The sequence below is a fragment of the Pseudomonas sp. R11F genome, assembly GCF_050312575.1.
GTDB classification, from domain to species: Bacteria; Pseudomonadota; Gammaproteobacteria; order Pseudomonadales; family Pseudomonadaceae; genus Aquipseudomonas; species Aquipseudomonas palleroniana.
Genome location: NZ_JBNPJU010000057.1, coordinates 1 through 16,878 on the forward strand (window position 1 = coordinate 1; position 16,878 = coordinate 16,878).

At 60.8% G+C, this 16,878-nt stretch carries 11 protein-coding genes; 6 read left to right on the forward strand and 5 right to left on the reverse strand.

The genetic code is table 11. From position 1 onward, the window contains the following. Window positions 1-90: 90 nt before the first annotated feature. Window positions 91-975, reverse strand: coding sequence for a DMT family transporter (locus ACQRBV_RS15595; RefSeq protein ID WP_411985185.1), 885 nt, complete (start codon window positions 973-975; stop codon window positions 91-93). Between the two features lie 52 nt (window positions 976-1,027). Beyond that, entirely contained in the window at window positions 1,028-2,653 is a 1,626-nt protein-coding gene (locus ACQRBV_RS15600; RefSeq protein WP_427877924.1) for a methyl-accepting chemotaxis protein, read from the reverse strand. 391 nt (window positions 2,654-3,044) lie between these two features. On the opposite strand from ACQRBV_RS15600, the gene aceK reads away from it, so the two are divergent. The 5 genes from aceK (at window position 3,045) to ACQRBV_RS15625 (ending at window position 10,970) form a co-directional block, all read left to right on the forward strand. Continuing rightward, window positions 3,045-4,760 (forward strand): bifunctional isocitrate dehydrogenase kinase/phosphatase, encoded by a 1,716-nt coding sequence (gene aceK, locus ACQRBV_RS15605; RefSeq protein WP_411985184.1) that lies wholly within the window; start codon window positions 3,045-3,047, stop codon window positions 4,758-4,760. A 70-nt stretch (window positions 4,761-4,830) separates the two neighbouring features. Then, window positions 4,831-8,742, forward strand: a complete 3,912-nt coding sequence (hrpA, locus tag ACQRBV_RS15610) for an ATP-dependent RNA helicase HrpA (RefSeq protein ID WP_411985183.1) — start codon at window positions 4,831-4,833, stop codon at window positions 8,740-8,742. Window positions 8,743-8,982: 240 nt separating this feature from the next. Next, window positions 8,983-10,104: a beta-ketoacyl-ACP synthase III gene (locus ACQRBV_RS15615; protein ID WP_060756140.1), complete on the forward strand. Its 1,122-nt coding sequence runs from the start codon at window positions 8,983-8,985 to the stop codon at window positions 10,102-10,104. Between the two features lie 15 nt (window positions 10,105-10,119). After that, window positions 10,120-10,734, forward strand: coding sequence for an RNA polymerase sigma factor (locus ACQRBV_RS15620; RefSeq protein WP_060756139.1), 615 nt, complete (start codon window positions 10,120-10,122; stop codon window positions 10,732-10,734). Continuing rightward, complete coding sequence (locus ACQRBV_RS15625; protein ID WP_060756138.1) at window positions 10,728-10,970, forward strand: anti-sigma factor family protein; 243 nt, start codon at window positions 10,728-10,730, stop codon at window positions 10,968-10,970. The genes ACQRBV_RS15620 and ACQRBV_RS15625 overlap by 7 nt, the downstream gene beginning before the upstream one ends. Before the next feature lie 146 nt (window positions 10,971-11,116). Here the strand turns inward: ACQRBV_RS15625 and ACQRBV_RS15630 are convergent, their stop codons facing one another. Then, window positions 11,117-12,439 (reverse strand): putative porin, encoded by a 1,323-nt coding sequence (locus ACQRBV_RS15630; protein WP_060756137.1) that lies wholly within the window; start codon window positions 12,437-12,439, stop codon window positions 11,117-11,119. A 284-nt stretch (window positions 12,440-12,723) separates the two neighbouring features. Here ACQRBV_RS15630 and ACQRBV_RS15635 point away from each other — a divergent pair, with 284 nt between their 5' ends. Beyond that, window positions 12,724-13,848, forward strand: coding sequence for a GNAT family N-acetyltransferase (locus ACQRBV_RS15635; RefSeq protein WP_411985182.1), 1,125 nt, complete (start codon window positions 12,724-12,726; stop codon window positions 13,846-13,848). A gap of 236 nt (window positions 13,849-14,084) precedes the next feature. Here ACQRBV_RS15635 and aqpZ read toward each other — a convergent pair whose 3' ends face one another. Together aqpZ and ACQRBV_RS15645 are read right to left on the reverse strand one after the other, a co-directional pair. Beyond that, window positions 14,085-14,789 carry an aquaporin Z gene (aqpZ, locus tag ACQRBV_RS15640; protein WP_411985181.1) on the reverse strand — a complete coding sequence of 235 codons (705 nt, stop codon included), beginning with the start codon at window positions 14,787-14,789 and terminating at the stop codon, window positions 14,085-14,087. A gap of 182 nt (window positions 14,790-14,971) precedes the next feature. Next, on the reverse strand, window positions 14,972-16,804 hold the full coding sequence (locus tag ACQRBV_RS15645) for an ABC transporter ATP-binding protein (RefSeq protein ID WP_060756132.1): 1,833 nt from the start codon (window positions 16,802-16,804) through the stop codon (window positions 14,972-14,974). Window positions 16,805-16,878: the final 74 nt, after the last annotated feature.

Here is a 16,878-nt window from a genome sequence, read left to right on the forward strand (position 1 = left end):
CACCGCGTTCTTCCAGGAAGAGCTCAGGCGCCTGGTTTTGGGGCGGCTGCGCCACCCAGCGCGGGGCAAGCCCGCTCACTACAGAGGTGTTCAAGGTTTTTTCGGGCGCAGTACCAGCCACAACGCCCCGGCGATCAATATTCCACCATACAGATGCGCCATCGACAGCGGCTCATCCAGCAACAATGCGCCCCACAAAACCCCGAACGGCGGAATCATGAAGGTCACGGTCATCGACTTCACCGGCCCGATGGACGACAGCAGGCGGAAGTACAGGATGTAGGCGAACGCCGTACACACCAACCCCAACCCGAGTAGCGACAACCACACCTGCCAACCACCCCAACTGGCCGGGGGATGGCTGATTGCGCTGTAGGCGAATAGGGGCAGCAGAAACAGCGTAGCCCCCAGCATGCTGCCCAATGCGGCGAGCCGGCTGTCCAACCCGCCACGCTGATCCAGCCAGCGCCGCGCCAGGAAACCGGCAAAACCATAGCAAGTCGTCGCCAGCAGGCAGGCCAGCGCGCCCATCAACAATTGCAGGTCAAACGCCACCGGCCCGGCGCGTGTCAGCACGCCCACGCCCAGCAGACCCAGGCTGACACCGGCGATTTTTGCCGACGTCAGCCGTTCGCTGAAGAACAGCCCGCCGATCAGCACGCCCATCAGCGGCGTGGTGGCATTGAAGATCGCCGAGTAGCCCGCCGGTAAGACCTGGGCCGCCACCGAGTACATCGTCGCGGGAATCCCCGAGTTGATCACACCCAGCAGCAGCACGGTTTTGAACTTGCCCTGGAAGTCCCAGTTGACGCGCATGATCATCAGGATCACCAGCAAGCCGGCGGCGGCGATCGACACGCGAAAGAACGCGGTCGGCACGGTGCCGATTTCCGGCGCGATGATGCGCATGAACAGGAAGCTGGCCCCCCAGATGGCAGCCAGCCCCAATAGGTACAAGGTGTCGAGGGGTCTCACGGAACACTCCTACATCAATAAGGCGGCGAGTGTTGCATGACCCGGTGACGGATTACACGACAAACCGCGTGACCAGACCATTGAGGTCCACAGCCAGGCGAGACAGCTCATGGCTGGCCGCCGAGGTCTGGGTGGCACCGGCGGCGGTCTGGGTGGACAGGTCGCGAATGTTGACCAGGCTGCGGTCCACATCGCGGGCAACCAGCGCCTGCTGCTCGGCGGCACTGGCGATCACCAGGTTGCGCTGGCTGATCTGTGAAATGGCGGCGGTGATTTTCTCCAGCGCGCTGCCGGCACTGTTGGCCCGCTGCAAGGTCTGGCCCGCATGTTCGGCGCTGCTGTTGAGGGCGTCGACGGTGTTCTGGGTGCCTTGCTGGATGCCGTTGATCATCTGTTCGATTTCTTCGGTGGAGTCCTGGGTGCGCTGCGCCAGGGAGCGTACTTCATCGGCCACCACGGCGAACCCGCGCCCGGCCTCACCGGCACGCGCCGCTTCGATGGCGGCATTGAGCGCCAGCAGGTTGGTCTGCGCGGCGATACCGCGGATGACTTCCAGCACCTTGCTGATGTCTTGCGCCTGTACCGCGAGGCCCTCGGCTTTGGTCGAGGCCCCGAGCACTTCGTCGACCAGGTTCTGGATCGAGCTGATGGTTTCGCTGATCTGGTAATGACCGTGCTTGCTGTCTTCGTCCGACGCCTTGGAGGCCTCGGCGCTGGATACCGCATTGCCGGCCACTTCGTCCACGGCAGTGCTCATTTCAGTGACGGCGGTGGCGGCCTGTTCGATCTCGTCGTTCTGCGCCTGCAGGCCACGCGTGCTCTGTTCCATCACCGAGCTCATTTCTTCGGCCGCGGAGGCCAGTTGTTGCGCCGATTCACTGATGCCACGGATAGTGCCCTGCAACTGCGCCTGCATGGTGGCCAGGGCCGCCAGCAGTTGGGCGGGCTCGTCCTTGCCGCTGACGCTGATCGGTTGGCTCAAGTTGCCGCCGGCGATTCTGCGTGCCACGGTCAGCGCCTGGGCGAGCGGGGCGGTGATGCTGCGGGTCAGCAGCCACGCCAGCAGCAAGGTGGCGATCAATGCGCACAGGATGATCAGGCCGACAATCCACTGCGCGCTGAAATAGGTCTGCGCGGAGGCGTTCACTGCGGCTTCCACGCCGTTCTGGTTGAAGGTAATCATGTCCTCCAGGCTCTTGCCGAGGATCAGGCCCTGTGGTGCGAGACGACTGTTGAGCAGGTCAATGGCATCCTGTTGCTGATCCTTGTCGACCAGGGCGACGATCTGTGCGACGAGCGTCAGATAAGTATTTACGTTGTCTTCGAGCTGCTTGAGCATGCCGCGCTCTTCGTCGTCGCTGAGCAGGGCCTTGTGATGGTCCAGCAGGGTTTGCAGCTCGGCGCGCTGGCGCGTGATCAGGGCTTTGCTGTTGTCACGGATGCGTGATTCGTCGGTGGTCGCCAGGCGCAGGGCCTCCAGGCGAATACTGGCCACCAGGGCCGCGCTGTCGTGAATGTTCTCGATGCTGGGCATCCACGACGCTTCGATGACCTGCGCGCTTTGTCGCAACTTGGCCATCTGGCCCAGGCCGAACATCCCGACAATCACCAGCAAGCCGGCCAGCACCCCAAAACTCAGACTGGCACGTAGACCGATCCGCATATTCCTCAATGACATCTCAACGCTCCTTGGGTGATTAGTACCTGTTCCCGGATCGGTCTTCTGACCTTGTTAGGGTGGGAGAAGGGGGCGCTATATATCAAAGTGCCATCAATGTAGTAATCAGGGTTTCCCTTACGCTGTATCACCACCCTTGCCGAGACTTTCATCTGCGAAGCCGGGTTGTTTTTGCAGCGCACAAACCTCAGGCACCGCCGTTGCTGGCTCACAGCGCGGAGGGCACGGCTGCGCCAAGTGCATTTATTGACTGCTTGGTCGAGTTATAAAAATTGAAAATAAATGTACAAAACCACTAAGGCTGTACAGCGAGGCTGGAAAAATCATCCTTCTCCTGCCACGGTTCACTGGCTAAGCTCAGGTTTCCCTGACGCCGCTTGAGGTTTTCCGCATGTCGCAGCACGCCCTCGCAATTGCCCGGATGATCCTGGATGGCTTCGACGATTACCGTGAGCACTTCCGCCGTATCACCGATGGTGCCCGCGAGCGTTTCGAAAAGGCTCAATGGCAGCAAGGCCAGGCGGCGTCGGCGGCGCGTATCAACCTGTATGAAGAGAAAGTCGGCGAAGTCACGGCGCGCCTGCGGGCCGGTTTCCCGGCGGCGGTGCTGCTGGAGGTCGATCAGTGGCCCTTGGTCAAGAGCGCGTATATCGGCCTGATCGACCTGCGCTTCGATGATGAGCTGTCGGAGACCTGGTACAACTCGATCTTCTGCGGCCTGTTCAGTCATGACCTGATCAGCGACGGCTGTATGTTCATTCACACCACGCGGCCGAGCCTGCGCCGGGCGCGTGCGGCGCAAACGCGGTTGTACACGCCGGATGGCAAGGTGGCCGAGATGCTGGCGCAGATCTTTGCCGACTACAGCTTCAGCGAACCTTACGCCGACCTGCCCGCCGACCTGCGCCGCCTGGAAGCCCAACTGCGGGAAAACCTGCCGGACTGGGTGTGCAAAGACCCGGGCCTGAGCGTCGAGCTGTTTTCCTCGGTGCTCTACCGCAATAAAGGCGCTTATCTGGTCGGCCGTCTCTACACGCACGACGAGCAGTGGCCGCTGGTGATTCCATTGCTGCACCGCGAAGGGCGCGGTATTCAGATCGATGCGCTGATCACCGACGAGGCCGAAGTCTCGATCATCTTCTCGTTCACCCGTTCCTACTTCATGGTTGATGTGCCGGTGCCCGCCGAGTTCATCGGCTTTCTCAAGCGCATCCTGCCCGGCAAACATATCGCCGAGCTGTACACGTCGATCGGCTTCTACAAACACGGCAAGTCGGAGTTCTATCGTGCGCTGATCAACCATCTGGCCAGCACCGATGACCGCTTCATCATGGCTCCCGGCGTGCGCGGCATGGTCATGAGTGTGTTTACCCTGCCGGGCTTCAACACCGTGTTCAAGATTATCAAGGACCGTTTTTCGCCCTCGAAAAACGTCAACCGCGCCACGGTGATCGAGAAGTACCGCCTGGTCAAAAGCGTCGACCGGGTCGGGCGCATGGCCGATACCCAGGAGTTTGCCGACTTCCGGTTCCCCCTGAGCAAGTTCGAGCCCGACTGCCTGGCCGAGCTGCTGGAAGTCGCGGCCGGCACTGTCGAAGTGGAAGGCGACACGGTGCTCATCCGCCACTGCTGGACCGAGCGACGCATGACCCCGCTCAACCTCTACCTTGACAATGCCAACCCGGCGCAGGTGCGTGAAGCCCTGGAAGACTACGGCCTGGCGATCAAACAACTGGCGGCGGCGAATATCTTTCCCGGCGACATGCTGCTGAAGAACTTCGGCGTCACCCGCCACGGTCGCGTGGTGTTCTACGACTACGATGAAATCTGTTTTCTCACCGAAGCCAACTTCCGCCACATCCCGCCGCCGCGTACCCCCGAGGATGAAATGGCCTCGGAGCCCTGGTATTCGATCGGCCCGCTGGATGTCTTCCCCGAAGAGTTTCCGCCGTTCCTGTTTGCCGACACCGCCCAGCGCAAGCTGTTCGATGAGTTGCACGGCGAGCTGTACAACGCCGATTACTGGAAGGGGCTGCAGGAAGCGATTCGAGCCGGCAAGGTCATTGATGTATTCCCGTATCGCCGCAAAGAGCGCGAGAACGAATGAGGGGCGCGCGCGTGGGTGGTTTTCTGCGACAATCCGCCCCCTGCATAAATAGATGACCCAAACGCACCTGATGACTGACCAAGCACCCACGATCGATCAACTGCTCAAGACCCTCGACCACGCCATGCTCGCCGACCGCCACCGCTTGCGGCGGCAGTTGCTTGAATTGCGCAAGAAGCCTGACGAGGAAAAGCTGGCGCAGTGGGTGGCGCGGATGCAGGCGTCCTGTGCCCAGGTCACGGCGCGGCGGGCCAGCCTGCCGGTGATTCGCTATGACGACAGCCTGCCGATTGCCGCCAAGCGCGATGAGATCAAAGCTGCACTGAACAAGCATCAGGTGCTGATCATTGCCGGTGAAACCGGCTCGGGTAAAACCACCCAGCTACCGAAGATCTGCCTGGAAATCGGTCGTGGCCAATTCGGCCTGATCGGTCATACCCAGCCGCGTCGCATCGCCGCGCGCAGCGTGGCCACCCGCGTCGCCGAAGAGTTGGGCACGCCATTGGGGGCATTGGTCGGCTATCAAGTACGCTTTGAAGACCAGAGCGATTCCAACACCCTGATCAAACTGATGACCGACGGCATCCTGCTGGCGGAAACCCAGAACGACCGCTACCTCGAACGCTACGACACGATCATCGTCGATGAAGCCCACGAGCGCAGCCTGAACATCGACTTCCTGCTCGGCTACCTGAAAACCCTGCTGCCGCGCCGCCCCGACCTCAAGGTGATCATCACCTCGGCGACCATCGACCTGGAGCGCTTTTCCAAGCACTTCGACGATGCGCCGATTGTCGAGGTTTCGGGCCGTACCTTCCCGGTGGAAACCTGGTATCGCCCGCTGACCCTGGAACAGGACGAGGAGGGCAACCGCGTCGAGGACGACCTGACCGTCGACCAGGCGATCCTCGCCACCCTCGATGAAATCGCCGCCTATGAACGCAGCGAGCGGCGCAGCCCAGGCGACGTCCTGGTGTTCCTGCCGGGTGAACGCGAGATTCGCGATGCCGCCGAGATGCTGCGCAAGGCCCAGCTCAAGCACACCGAAATCCTGCCGTTGTATGCGCGCCTGTCACCGGCCGAGCAGCAGCGGATTTTCCAGTCGCACCCAGGGCGGCGCGTGGTGCTGGCGACCAACGTTGCGGAAACCTCGCTGACGGTGCCGGGCATTCGTTATGTGATCGACAGCGGCACTGCGCGCATCAGCCGTTACAGCTACCGCGCCAAGGTACAGCGCCTGCCGATCGAAGCGATTTCCCAAGCCAGCGCTAACCAGCGTAAAGGCCGTTGCGGCCGGGTCGAGCCGGGCATTTGCGTACGCTTGTACAGCGAAGAAGACTTTATGGGGCGTCCGGAATTTACCGACCCGGAAATCCTGCGCACGAACCTCGCCGCCGTGATCCTGCAGATGCTGCACCTGCGCCTGGGCGAGATCACCGACTTCCCGTTTATCGAACCGCCGGACGGCAAGGCCATCAGCGACGGTTTCAATCTGCTGCAAGAGCTTTCGGCGGTAGACCGCAATAGCCAGCTCACGCCGTTGGGCCGCCAGTTGGCGCGTTTGCCGGTGGACCCACGCATGGGGCGCATGCTGCTTGAAGCCGCCAAGCTTGGCAGCTTGCAGGAAGTGCTGATCGTCGCCAGCGCAATGTCGATCCAGGACCCGCGCGAACGCCCACCGGAGCGCCAACAGGCGGCCGACCAGGCGCACGCACAGTGGAAGGATGCCGATTCCGACTTCGCCGGGTTGGTCAATCTGTGGCGCGGCTTCGAAGAGCAGCGCCAGGCGCTGACCGCCAGCCCGCTGCGCAACTGGTGTCGCAAGAACTTCCTCAATTACCTGCGCCTGCGTGAATGGCGCGATTCCCATCGCCAGTTGAGCCTGATCTGCCGCGACATGCAGCTGGCCATCAACCAGGCCCCGGCGGACTACCCGAAGCTGCACAAGGCGGTGCTGTCCGGCCTGCTCAGCCAGATTGGCCAGAAGACCGAAGACGGCGACTACCTCGGTGCGCGTCAGCGGCGTTTCTGGATTCACCCGTCCTCGGGCATCGGCAAAAAGCGCCCGCAATGGTTGATGACCGCCGAACTGGTGGAAACCACCAAGCTGTATGCACGCATGGTGGCGAAGATCGACGCCGACTGGATCGAGCCGCTGGCCGGGCATTTGATCAAGAAAAACCACTTTGAGCCGCATTGGGAGAAGAAGCGTGGCCAGGTAGTGGCATTTGAGCAGATCACCCTGTTCGGGTTGATCGTGGTCGGACGCCGGCCGGTGCATTACGGGCCGATCGACCCCGTGGTGTCGCGCGAGCTGTTTATCCGCGAAGGCCTGGTGCGTGGGGAAATCCAGTCCCGTGCCAAGTGCCTGGCGGCCAACCAGCAGTTGCTGGAGCAGCTCGACGAACTGGAAGCCAAGGCCCGCCGCCGCGATATCCTGGCCGATGAAGAAACCCTCTACGCCTTCTATGACGCACGCCTGCCGGCGGAGATCCACCAGACCGCGACCTTCGACAGCTGGTACAAGGTCAACAGCCAGAAAAACCCGCAACTGCTGATCATGCGCGAAGAAGACGTGCTGGCACGCGAAGCCAGTGAAGTCACCGCCGCGCATTACCCGGATACCCTGCACCTGGGCGACCTGGCCCTGACGTTGAGTTACCACTTCGAGCCCAACCATCCGCGTGACGGCGTGACCCTACGCGTGCCAGCACCGCTGCTGCCGGCCCTGCCGCCGGAGCGTCTGGAGTGGCTGGTGCCGGGGCTGATCGAAGCCAAATGCGTTGCCCTGGTGCGTAATTTGCCCAAGGCACTGCGCAAGAACTTCGTGCCGGTGCCGGATTTCGTCAAGGCGGCGCTGCAGCGCATCGAATTTGGTCAGGGTTCATTGCCCCAGGCGCTGGGGCACGAATTGCTGCGCATGACCGGCGCACGGGTCAGCGATGAGGCTTGGGCGCAGGCGGCTCAGCAGGTGGAAAACCACTTGAAGATGAACCTCGAAGTGGTCGATGGCCAGGGCAAGTTCCTGGGTGAAGGCCGCGATCTGGCGGAGTTGACCGCACGCTTTGCACAAGCCAGCCAAGCCGCCTTGGCCGTGCCGCAAACTGCAAAAAGCCAGCAACCGGTGCAGGCCAAGGTGTTTGCGGCGGTGGCCGAGAAAACCCAGCAAAACATCGCCGGCCTGTCGATGACCGTTTACCCGGCGCTGGTGGAGGACAATGGCACCGTCAAGGAAGGGCGTTTCTCCACCGCTGCCGAGGCCGAGTTCCAGCACCGCCGTGCTTTGCAGCGCCTGCTGATGCAGCAATTGGCGGAGCCGGCGAAATTCCTGCGCGCAAAATTACCCGGGCTGACCGAGCTGGGTTTGATGTACCGCGAATTGGGGCGCGTTGACGCGTTGGTGGAAGACATTCTGCTGGCCAGCCTCGATGCCTGCGTGCTGGAAGGTGAAGCCAGCCTGCCCCGTGATGGCGCGGGTTTGGCCGCCTTGGCCGAGCGCAAGCGCGGCCATTGGACCGAACACGCCGAACGCCTAGCGCGCCTGACCCTGGAAGTGCTCAAGCTCTGGCACGGTTTGCAGAAGCGCTTCAAAGGCAAGATCGACCTGGCCCAGGCCGTGGCGTTGAACGATATCAAGCAGCAACTGAGCCAATTGGTGTATCCCGGTTTTGTGCGGGAAACCCCGGCGCAGTGGTTCAAGGAATTGCCGCGTTTTCTCAAGGCCATCGAGTTGCGCCTGGAGAAATTGCCGAGCCAGGTACAAAAGGACCGGGTGTGGAGCGGCGAGTTGGCAGGCTTGTGGACCCAGTACGAAAACCGCCTGAAAAAACACGCCCAGGAAGGTAAGCGCGACCCGCAACTGGAGCTTTATCGTTGGTGGTTGGAAGAGTACAGGGTGTCGTTGTTTGCCCAGCAGTTGGGCACTAAAGTGCCAATTTCCGACAAGCGCCTGAGCAAGCAGTGGAGCCAGGTGGAGCCCTGATTCTGACGTGGGTCGGGCTGGCTCACTTGCACATTAAAACGGTGCTTGTCTGGGACGTGGCGCCAAATCCCGGCATTTGTGGCAAACTTCGCCGCTATAAATGCCGGGATCGTCGCACAGAGCTGCGGCGCGATGGAATAAAGCGTTGCCAGTCTGATGTCCGCCGCGCGGAATCGGACTACTTACAGTTTGGTACGACGGTACCAATATCTTCTGCCTGACAGATTTAGAGGAACGACCGTGCATAACGTCGTCATCAGCGGCACTGGCCTTTACACCCCGGCCAACAGCATCTCCAACGAAGAGCTGGTGCAGTCTTTCAATGCCTACGTGCAACAGTTCAACAGCGACAATGCCGCTGCTATCGAGCGCGGTGAAGTGCAGGCGTTGACCGAGTCCAGCGCGGCGTTCATTGAAAAGGCGTCGGGCATCAAGAGCCGCTTCGTGATGGACAAGGAGGGCATCCTTGATCCGCAGCGCATGGCCCCGCGCCTGCCCGAGCGCAGCAATGACGAGTGGTCGGTGCTCTGCCAGATGGCGGTCGGCGCCGCCGAGCAGGCCCTCAAGCGTGCAGGCAAGACTGCCGCCGACATCGACGGTGTGATCGTTGCCTGTTCCAATCTGCAGCGTGCCTACCCGGCCATCGCCATCGAAGTCCAGAGCGCACTGGGCATCGAAGGTTTTGGTTTCGACATGAACGTGGCGTGTTCCTCGGCCACCTTCGGCATCCAGAACGCCGCCAACAGCATCCAATTGGGCCAGGCGCGGGCGATCCTGATGGTCAACCCGGAAGTGTGCACCGGCCACCTGAACTTCCGTGACCGTGACAGCCACTTCATTTTTGGTGATGCGGCCACTGCCGTCGTGCTTGAGCGCGCTGACCTTGCGACCTCCGAGCATCAGTTCGAGGTGGTGAGCACCAAGCTGTTGACCCAGTTCTCCAATAATATTCGCAACAACTTCGGCTTTCTCAACCGCGCGGCGGAAGAGGGCATCGGCGCGCCCGACAAGCTTTTCGTGCAGGAAGGTCGCAAGGTGTTCCGCGATGTCTGCCCGATGGTTGCCGAATTGATCAGCACCCACCTGGCGCAGAACCAGTTGAATGTCACCGACGTGAAGCGCTTCTGGCTGCATCAGGCCAACCTGAGCATGAACCACCTGATCGTGAAGAAACTGTTGGGCCGCGAAGCCACGGTGGAAGAGGCCCCGGTCATTCTCGATACCTACGCCAACACCAGTTCGGCGGGTTCGGTGATTGCGTTCCATACTTACCAGGACGACCTGCCCAAGGGCTCCGTGGCGGTGCTCAGCTCGTTTGGCGCTGGGTATTCCATCGGCAGCGTGATCCTGCGCAAGCGATAAACATCGAGGTCTTGAATGGCGGCAGCGGACGACGCGCACCTGCTTGAACGACTGCTCAAGGGCGAGCAGCGGGCCTACAAGGACATGGTCACCACCTACCAGAGCGCGATGCGGGCGGTGGCCTATGCCATCGTCGGCCAGCGCCACGCCGACGAGGTGGTGCAGGACGCCTGGTTGTCGGTGGTGCGCAACCTGGCCAAGTTCGAAGGGCGCTCCAGCCTCAAGACCTGGTTGCTGACCATCACCGCCAACGCCGCCAAAGGCCGCTACAAACAGAACCGTCGTGAAGTCTTGCTCGACGATTTGCCTTCGCCCCACGGCACCATCGGTGATGATCGCTTCGTACCCGACGACGGCCATTGGGCTGTCGCCCCCTACGCCTGGCACCAGGACACCCCGGAAGCCTTGCTGACCGAGGATGAGCTGCGTGAATGCCTGGAACATACGATTCTGAGTTTATCGGAGTTACAAAGTAGCGTGCTGGTGCTGCGTGAACGCCAGGGCCTGGAGCTGGAAGAAATCTGTAATCTTCTGACGCTCTCGCTCTCCAATGTCCGTGTGCTGTTGCATCGAGCGCGGCTTAAAGTCTTCGCCACGGTGGAGCATTTTGAGGAAACGGGCGAATGTTGACGTGTAAAGAACAAGTGGCGCGGTCCAGTGACTACCTCGATGGGCAATTGACCTTTCGCGAGCGTTTGCTGGTGCGTCATCACCTGATGTTCTGCCCCAACTGCCGGCGATTTATCCGTCAGATGCGTTTGTTGCAGGCGACGTTGAAGATCATGCCGCAAGCCCCGGTCAAGGATGCCGATGCGTTGGCTGAGCGACTGGCTGCCGAGCGGCGCCAGATCATTAAAGGCGGGTAAAGACAGGCTTGCGTGGGGCGTCGAACGGATGAGGGGCGACCCACCCACGCAAGGCTGTTGTAGAAGCAGCTTCAAGCGGCAGACTTGAAGCGGCAGATGAAGCGCTCTTCCTTGAAGCTTGTAGCTTGAAACTTACCGCTGCTTTTCTAGAACTTGGCTTCAGCATCCAACTGCAGGGTGTTGGTGTTGGCATCACGCTGGGTGCGGCTGGCGTAGTCGGCCTTGGTCAGGAAATACGTAGCGCCGAGGGCGAAGTTCTTGTCGATGTCGTAGCTGACCTTGAACTTGTGACCGCGTGAACCGGTGGTACCGTTGGCGAAGTCCGAGTCGGTGAAAGCGCCAACGACCGCGTCACGTTGGGTATCGCGGTAGTTGTAGTCCAGGTTGAAACCGAACACTTTGGACTTGGCACCCAGCAACCAGGCGGTGTCCTGATCGGTTACGGCATCGTTGTTTTTCACGTACTGACCATAAAACGCCAGAGGCACGGCCAGGCCGCCGATATCGGCTTGGGCAAAGCCTTCATACAGGCGGAACTGGTTGTCGGGCGAGTTGCCGTTGACCGCCAGTGCGCAAGGCGTGGTGGTTGTGGTGCAGCGGCTGTCTTTATCGTTCTGGTAGGCGTAAACGCTGCCGCCCAGGGTCATTTTCAGGTTGTCGGTGACCGAGAAGCGCGTGCCCAGCTGGCCGGATGTCAGGCGCAGGTCGTGGCGGAACTGCACGCCGTCGCCGTCGACGTTGTCCTTGAGGTTGTAGTTGCCAATGCTGCCGAACAGTTCGGCGCTGCTACCCAGTGGGTATTTGTAGGTCAGGGCCAGACCTTCCGGGTTGATGTCGCTATCCCAGATCACGTCGCCCATGTTCACCCAGGGTTGGAGCATCTTGCCGCCGATCACGTGCAGGTTCTTGATCTGGTCCGGGTGGTAGTCGATGTAGCCGAGGTCCAGCCAGATCGACTTCTTGTCGAAGTAGTTGTCCTGGTCCTGGTTGGTGGAGCGGGCATCGTCGTTGCTGCCGGTGGCGATTCGGATGCCGGTGTCCACTTGCGAGTTGATTTCGGTGTAGGCGCCCAGGCGTGCGCGGATACGTTGGCGGTCTTTGTCACGGCCGCCGTTGTTGGATTCGCCTTGGATCTTCACGGTTTCCTGACGGAAACGCACGTCACCCTTGAGTTGGGTGCGCGCGGCCCAGGCCAGCTTCTGGTCGAAAACGCTGAGGTCGTTGGTTTTTTTCGCGGTGGCCGCGATCTGCTCGTTGGTCTCTTGTTGAGCTTGCTGTGCGATCTGCTTTTCTTTCTGGTCTTTGGCCAATTCCGCTTGCAGTTCAGTGTACTGCGCTGCAGTGATCTGGCCGTTGGCCTTGAGCATGTCGAGCAATTTAGCGTCGACTGCAGCGCTGGCTGGAATGCTCAGGGCCATCAGCAGGCCGCCGCACAGGACCGCCGCAGTTTTAGTGGAAGCAAGACGCATATCAATCTCCGAAAGTGAGGAGGGATGGCAAACCATCCAGGACACAACCGACCGATGACGGACGGAAAATAGCCGCCTTATAGAACCAGGCGCTCTAAAAAACAGGCGTCAGTATTGCGATCGTTTATGACGAGGTAGTGGCGAAGTGATTTCATCTGCATGACAAATTATTTAAGAATGGAACTAATTGTTTCGAGGTTTGTCCTTGCGGTTTCGAGGTGTGCCCCGCGCTGTGATAGGCGATACTCGCCAGGCTTTTACGCCCAACACCCGCGAGGACGCCGATGCCGCTGCAACGTCTGGACAGCTTGTCCGAAATTGCCCCAAATGCCTGGGACGCCTTGGTGCCGCATGCTCAGCCCTTCGTGCGGCATGCATTTCTAAGTGCGTTGGAGGACAGCGCCAGCCTGGGCGCGCAGTCGGGTTGGCAGCCTGAGCACTTGCTGCATTGGGAAGGTGATCGCTTGGTGGCGGCCTTGCCCAGTTACCGCAAATGGCACTCCTACGGCGAGTACGTATTCGATCATGGCTGGGCGGACGCCTGTGAGCGTGCCGGTATCGACTATTACCCCAAGCTGTTGACGGCGGTGCCGTTCAGCCCGGTGAGCGGGCCAAGGTTGTTGGCAGCGAATGCCGACGACGGTTTTGAATTGCTCAAAAGCCTGCCGGGCTACCTGGAAGTTGAAGGGCTTTCCAGTGCGCATATCAACTTCACCGACCCACTGGCCGACAGCGCACTGGCCCGGCAAGAGGGCTGGTTGCAGCGTCTGGGCTGTCAGTTCCATTGGCAGAACCGGGGTTATCGCGACTTTCAGGACTTCCTCGATGCCCTCAGTTCGCGCAAGCGCAAACAGATGCGAAAAGAGCGTGAGCAAGTGGCGGGGCAGGGGATCGATTTCGAATGGCTGCAAGGCCACGAACTGAGCGAAGCCCAGTGGGACTTTGTCTACGCCTGTTACGCCAATACCTACGCGGTGCGCCGTCAATCCCCCTATTTGACCCGCGCCTTTTTCAGCCTGCTGGCCGAGCGCATGCCCGAGGCGATCCGCGTGGTGTTGGCCAGGCAAGGGGCGCGTCCGGTGGCCATGGCTTTCAGCTTGATCGGTGGCGATAGCTTCTATGGTCGCTATTGGGGTTGCCTGGCGGAGTTCGATCGTCTGCATTTCGAGACATGTTTCTACCAGGGCATGGACTACGCGATCGCCAACGGCTTGCAGCGTTTCGACGCCGGTGCCCAGGGCGAGCACAAGTTGATACGCGGGTTCGAACCGGTGATAACCCGTTCATGGCACTACCTGCGCCATCCGGGTTTGAAGCACGCCGTGGAGGATTTCCTGGCGCGTGAGCGGGTGGGAGTGCTGGCGTATGCCGAAGAGGCGAGGGCAGCTTTGCCTTATCGGCAGGTATAAGGTGCCTCATGTCTCACAAGCTGAACAGGAGCGCTGAAGTCTGTAGTGAGCGGGCTTGTCCCGCGCTGGGCGGCGAAGCCGCCCCAATACGACCGTCGCGTTGTGTCAGGCAGAACACGGTGGCAGGTTTCAGGGCGGCTGCGCCACCCAGCGCGGGGCAAGCCCGCTCACTACAAGTAACCTGATCATCCTTGACGAAAAACCCTGCCTTAACGGCAGGGTTGAACTCGTTTAGGTTAGACCGTCTCTTCTTTGCCCAGCCAGCGATAAACCACACCGCCGACGATTGCACCGAGGATCGGCGCGAGCCAGAACATCCACAGCTGCTGGATCGCCCACCCGCCGACAATCAATGCCGGGCCGGTACTGCGGGCCGGGTTGACCGAGGTGTTGGTGACGGGGATCGAGATCAGGTGGATCACGGTCAAGGCCAGGCCAATGGCTATGGGGGCCAGGCCCGCAGGGGCACGGCGGTCGGTGGCGCCGAGGATGATCAGCACAAACATCGCCGTCATCACCAGTTCGGTGACAAAGCCTGCCGCCATCGAGTATCCACCGGGTGAATGCTCGCCATAACCATTGGAAGCCAGGCCGCCGGCCAGTTCAAAACCCGGTTTGCCACTGGCAATGAAGTACAGCAGTGCCGCGGCGACGATGCCGCCGATGACTTGGGCCACGATGTACGCCGGTAATTCCCTGGCCGGAAACCTTCCGCCCACGACCAGCCCCACCGATACTGCCGGGTTGAGGTGACAACCGCTGATATGACCGATAGCAAAGGCCATGGTCAGCACCGTGAGCCCGAATGCCAGGGCCACACCGAGCAGACCGATCCCGACGTTGGGGAACGCTGCGGCCAACACCGCACTCCCGCAGCCACCCAGTACCAGCCAAAACGTGCCCAATCCTTCCGTAACGGAACGTTTTAACAAAGTAGACATGAACACTTCCTTAGTAGATTGCTCTATCTAGTTAACGGGTAGGTGATGCTTCCTTGCCGTGTTACGTCAGGGCCATCCTGGTTCCTGCTTGTAGTACAGCAGGATTGTGGCCCATCGCCCGTTCGATAGAGAAAACTGTCAGAATTGTTCGGATTTGGTGGCGCAGTCATGACCCTCCGAGGTCAGTCGATGCCTACAAAACCCCCTGTCTGGTGCTGCCACAAACGTGCATACAATCCGCCATGGGCCAGCAATTGGGCATGGCTGCCACTTTCGGCAATCCGGCCTTTCTCCAGCACCACCAACCTGTCCATTCGCGCAATAGTCGACAGCCGGTGCGCAATCGCAATCACCGTCTTGCCCTGCATCAGGGTTTCCAGGCTTTCCTGAATCGCCGCCTCGACTTCCGAGTCCAGTGCCGAAGTCGCTTCATCCATGATCAGAATCGGCGCGTCTTTAAGCAGCACGCGGGCAATCGCAATGCGTTGACGCTGCCCGCCGGACAGCTTCACGCCGCGTTCCCCCACATGCGCGTCCAGCCCGGTGCGGCCTTCGGCATCCGACAGCAATGGGATGAACTCATCGGCGCGGGCCTTGTGCACGGCGGCCCAGAGCTCTTCATCGGTAGCATCCGGCTTGCCATACAGCAGGTTGTCGCGGATCGAGCGGTGCAGCAGCGAGGTGTCCTGGGTGATCATGCCGATCTGTTCGCGCAGGGTCTCCTGGGCCACCTCGGCTATGTTCTGGCCATCGATCAGGATGCGCCCGCCTTGCAGGTCGTAAAGGCGCAGCAGCAAGTTGACCAGGGTCGACTTGCCGGCGCCCGAGGGGCCGATCAAGCCGATTTTTTCCCCGGCCTGGATGTTCAGGTCCAGGCCGCCAATGATCCCGCTCTTTTTGCCGTAGTGAAAATCCACCTGCTCAAAGCGCACTTCACCACGGGGCACGCTCAGGCGTGGAGCGTTGTCGCGGTCGGTCACCGCCAGCGGTTGGGCGATGGTTTTCAGGCCGTCCTGCACCATGCCGATGTTTTCGAAAATGCCATTGACCACCCACATGATCCAGCCGGACATGTTGACGATGCGAATCACCAGGCCGGTCGCCAACGCAATTGCGCCCACGGAAATCAGCGACTGGGTCCACAACCACAGGGCCAGGCCGGTGGTGGTGACGATCAACAGGCCGTTCATGGTGGTGATCACCACGTCCATGCTGGTCACCACACGGCTGGCCAGCTGGGTCTTTTCGGTCTGCTCGATGATCGCTTCCTTGGCATATTCCTGTTCGAAATGGGTGTGCGCAAACAGCTTCAAGGTGGTGATGTTGGTGTAGCCGTCGACGATACGGCCCATCAGTTTGGAGCGCGCCTCGGAGGAAATCACCGAACGTTCCTTCACCCGTGGCACGAAATAGCGCAGTGCCAGGCTGTAGCAGACGATCCAGGTCACAAGCGGAATCATCAGGCGCCAATCAGCCTCGGCAAACAGCACCAGGGAGCTGATGGCGTAGATCGCTACGTGCCAGATCGCATCCACCGCCGCCACGGCGGAGTCGCGCAGGGAGTTGCCGGTTTGCATGATGCGCTGGGCGATGCGCCCCGCGAAGTCGTTCTGAAAGAAGTTCAAGCTCTGCTTGAGCACGTAGCTGTGGTTCTGCCAACGGATCAGGCTGGTCATGCCCGGGCTGATGGTCTGGTGTACCAGCAGGTCATGCAAGGCGCCGAAAATCGGGCGCAGCAGCAGCGCGACCACGGCCATCCAGATCAGCTCGGCGCTGTGAATCTGGAAGAAGTCGGCGGGCGGGGTGCCTTGGGCCAGGTCGATGATGCGGCTCAGGTAGCTGAACAGCGCGACTTCAATCAGCGCACCGATCAGGCCCACCACCAGCAAGGCGACGAAATGCGGCCACACCTGGCGCAGGTAGTAGAGGTAGAAGGGCAGGACTTTATCGGGAGGGGCCGCGCTGGGTGCGTCGCGGAAGATATCGATCAGTTGTTCAAAGCGACGATAGAGCATTAAGTTTGACGCCCGCCGTGCGGGCTCTCCTTTCAAAGGTGCGCGCGGCCTTGTGGGCCGCGCGCGAAGCGGCC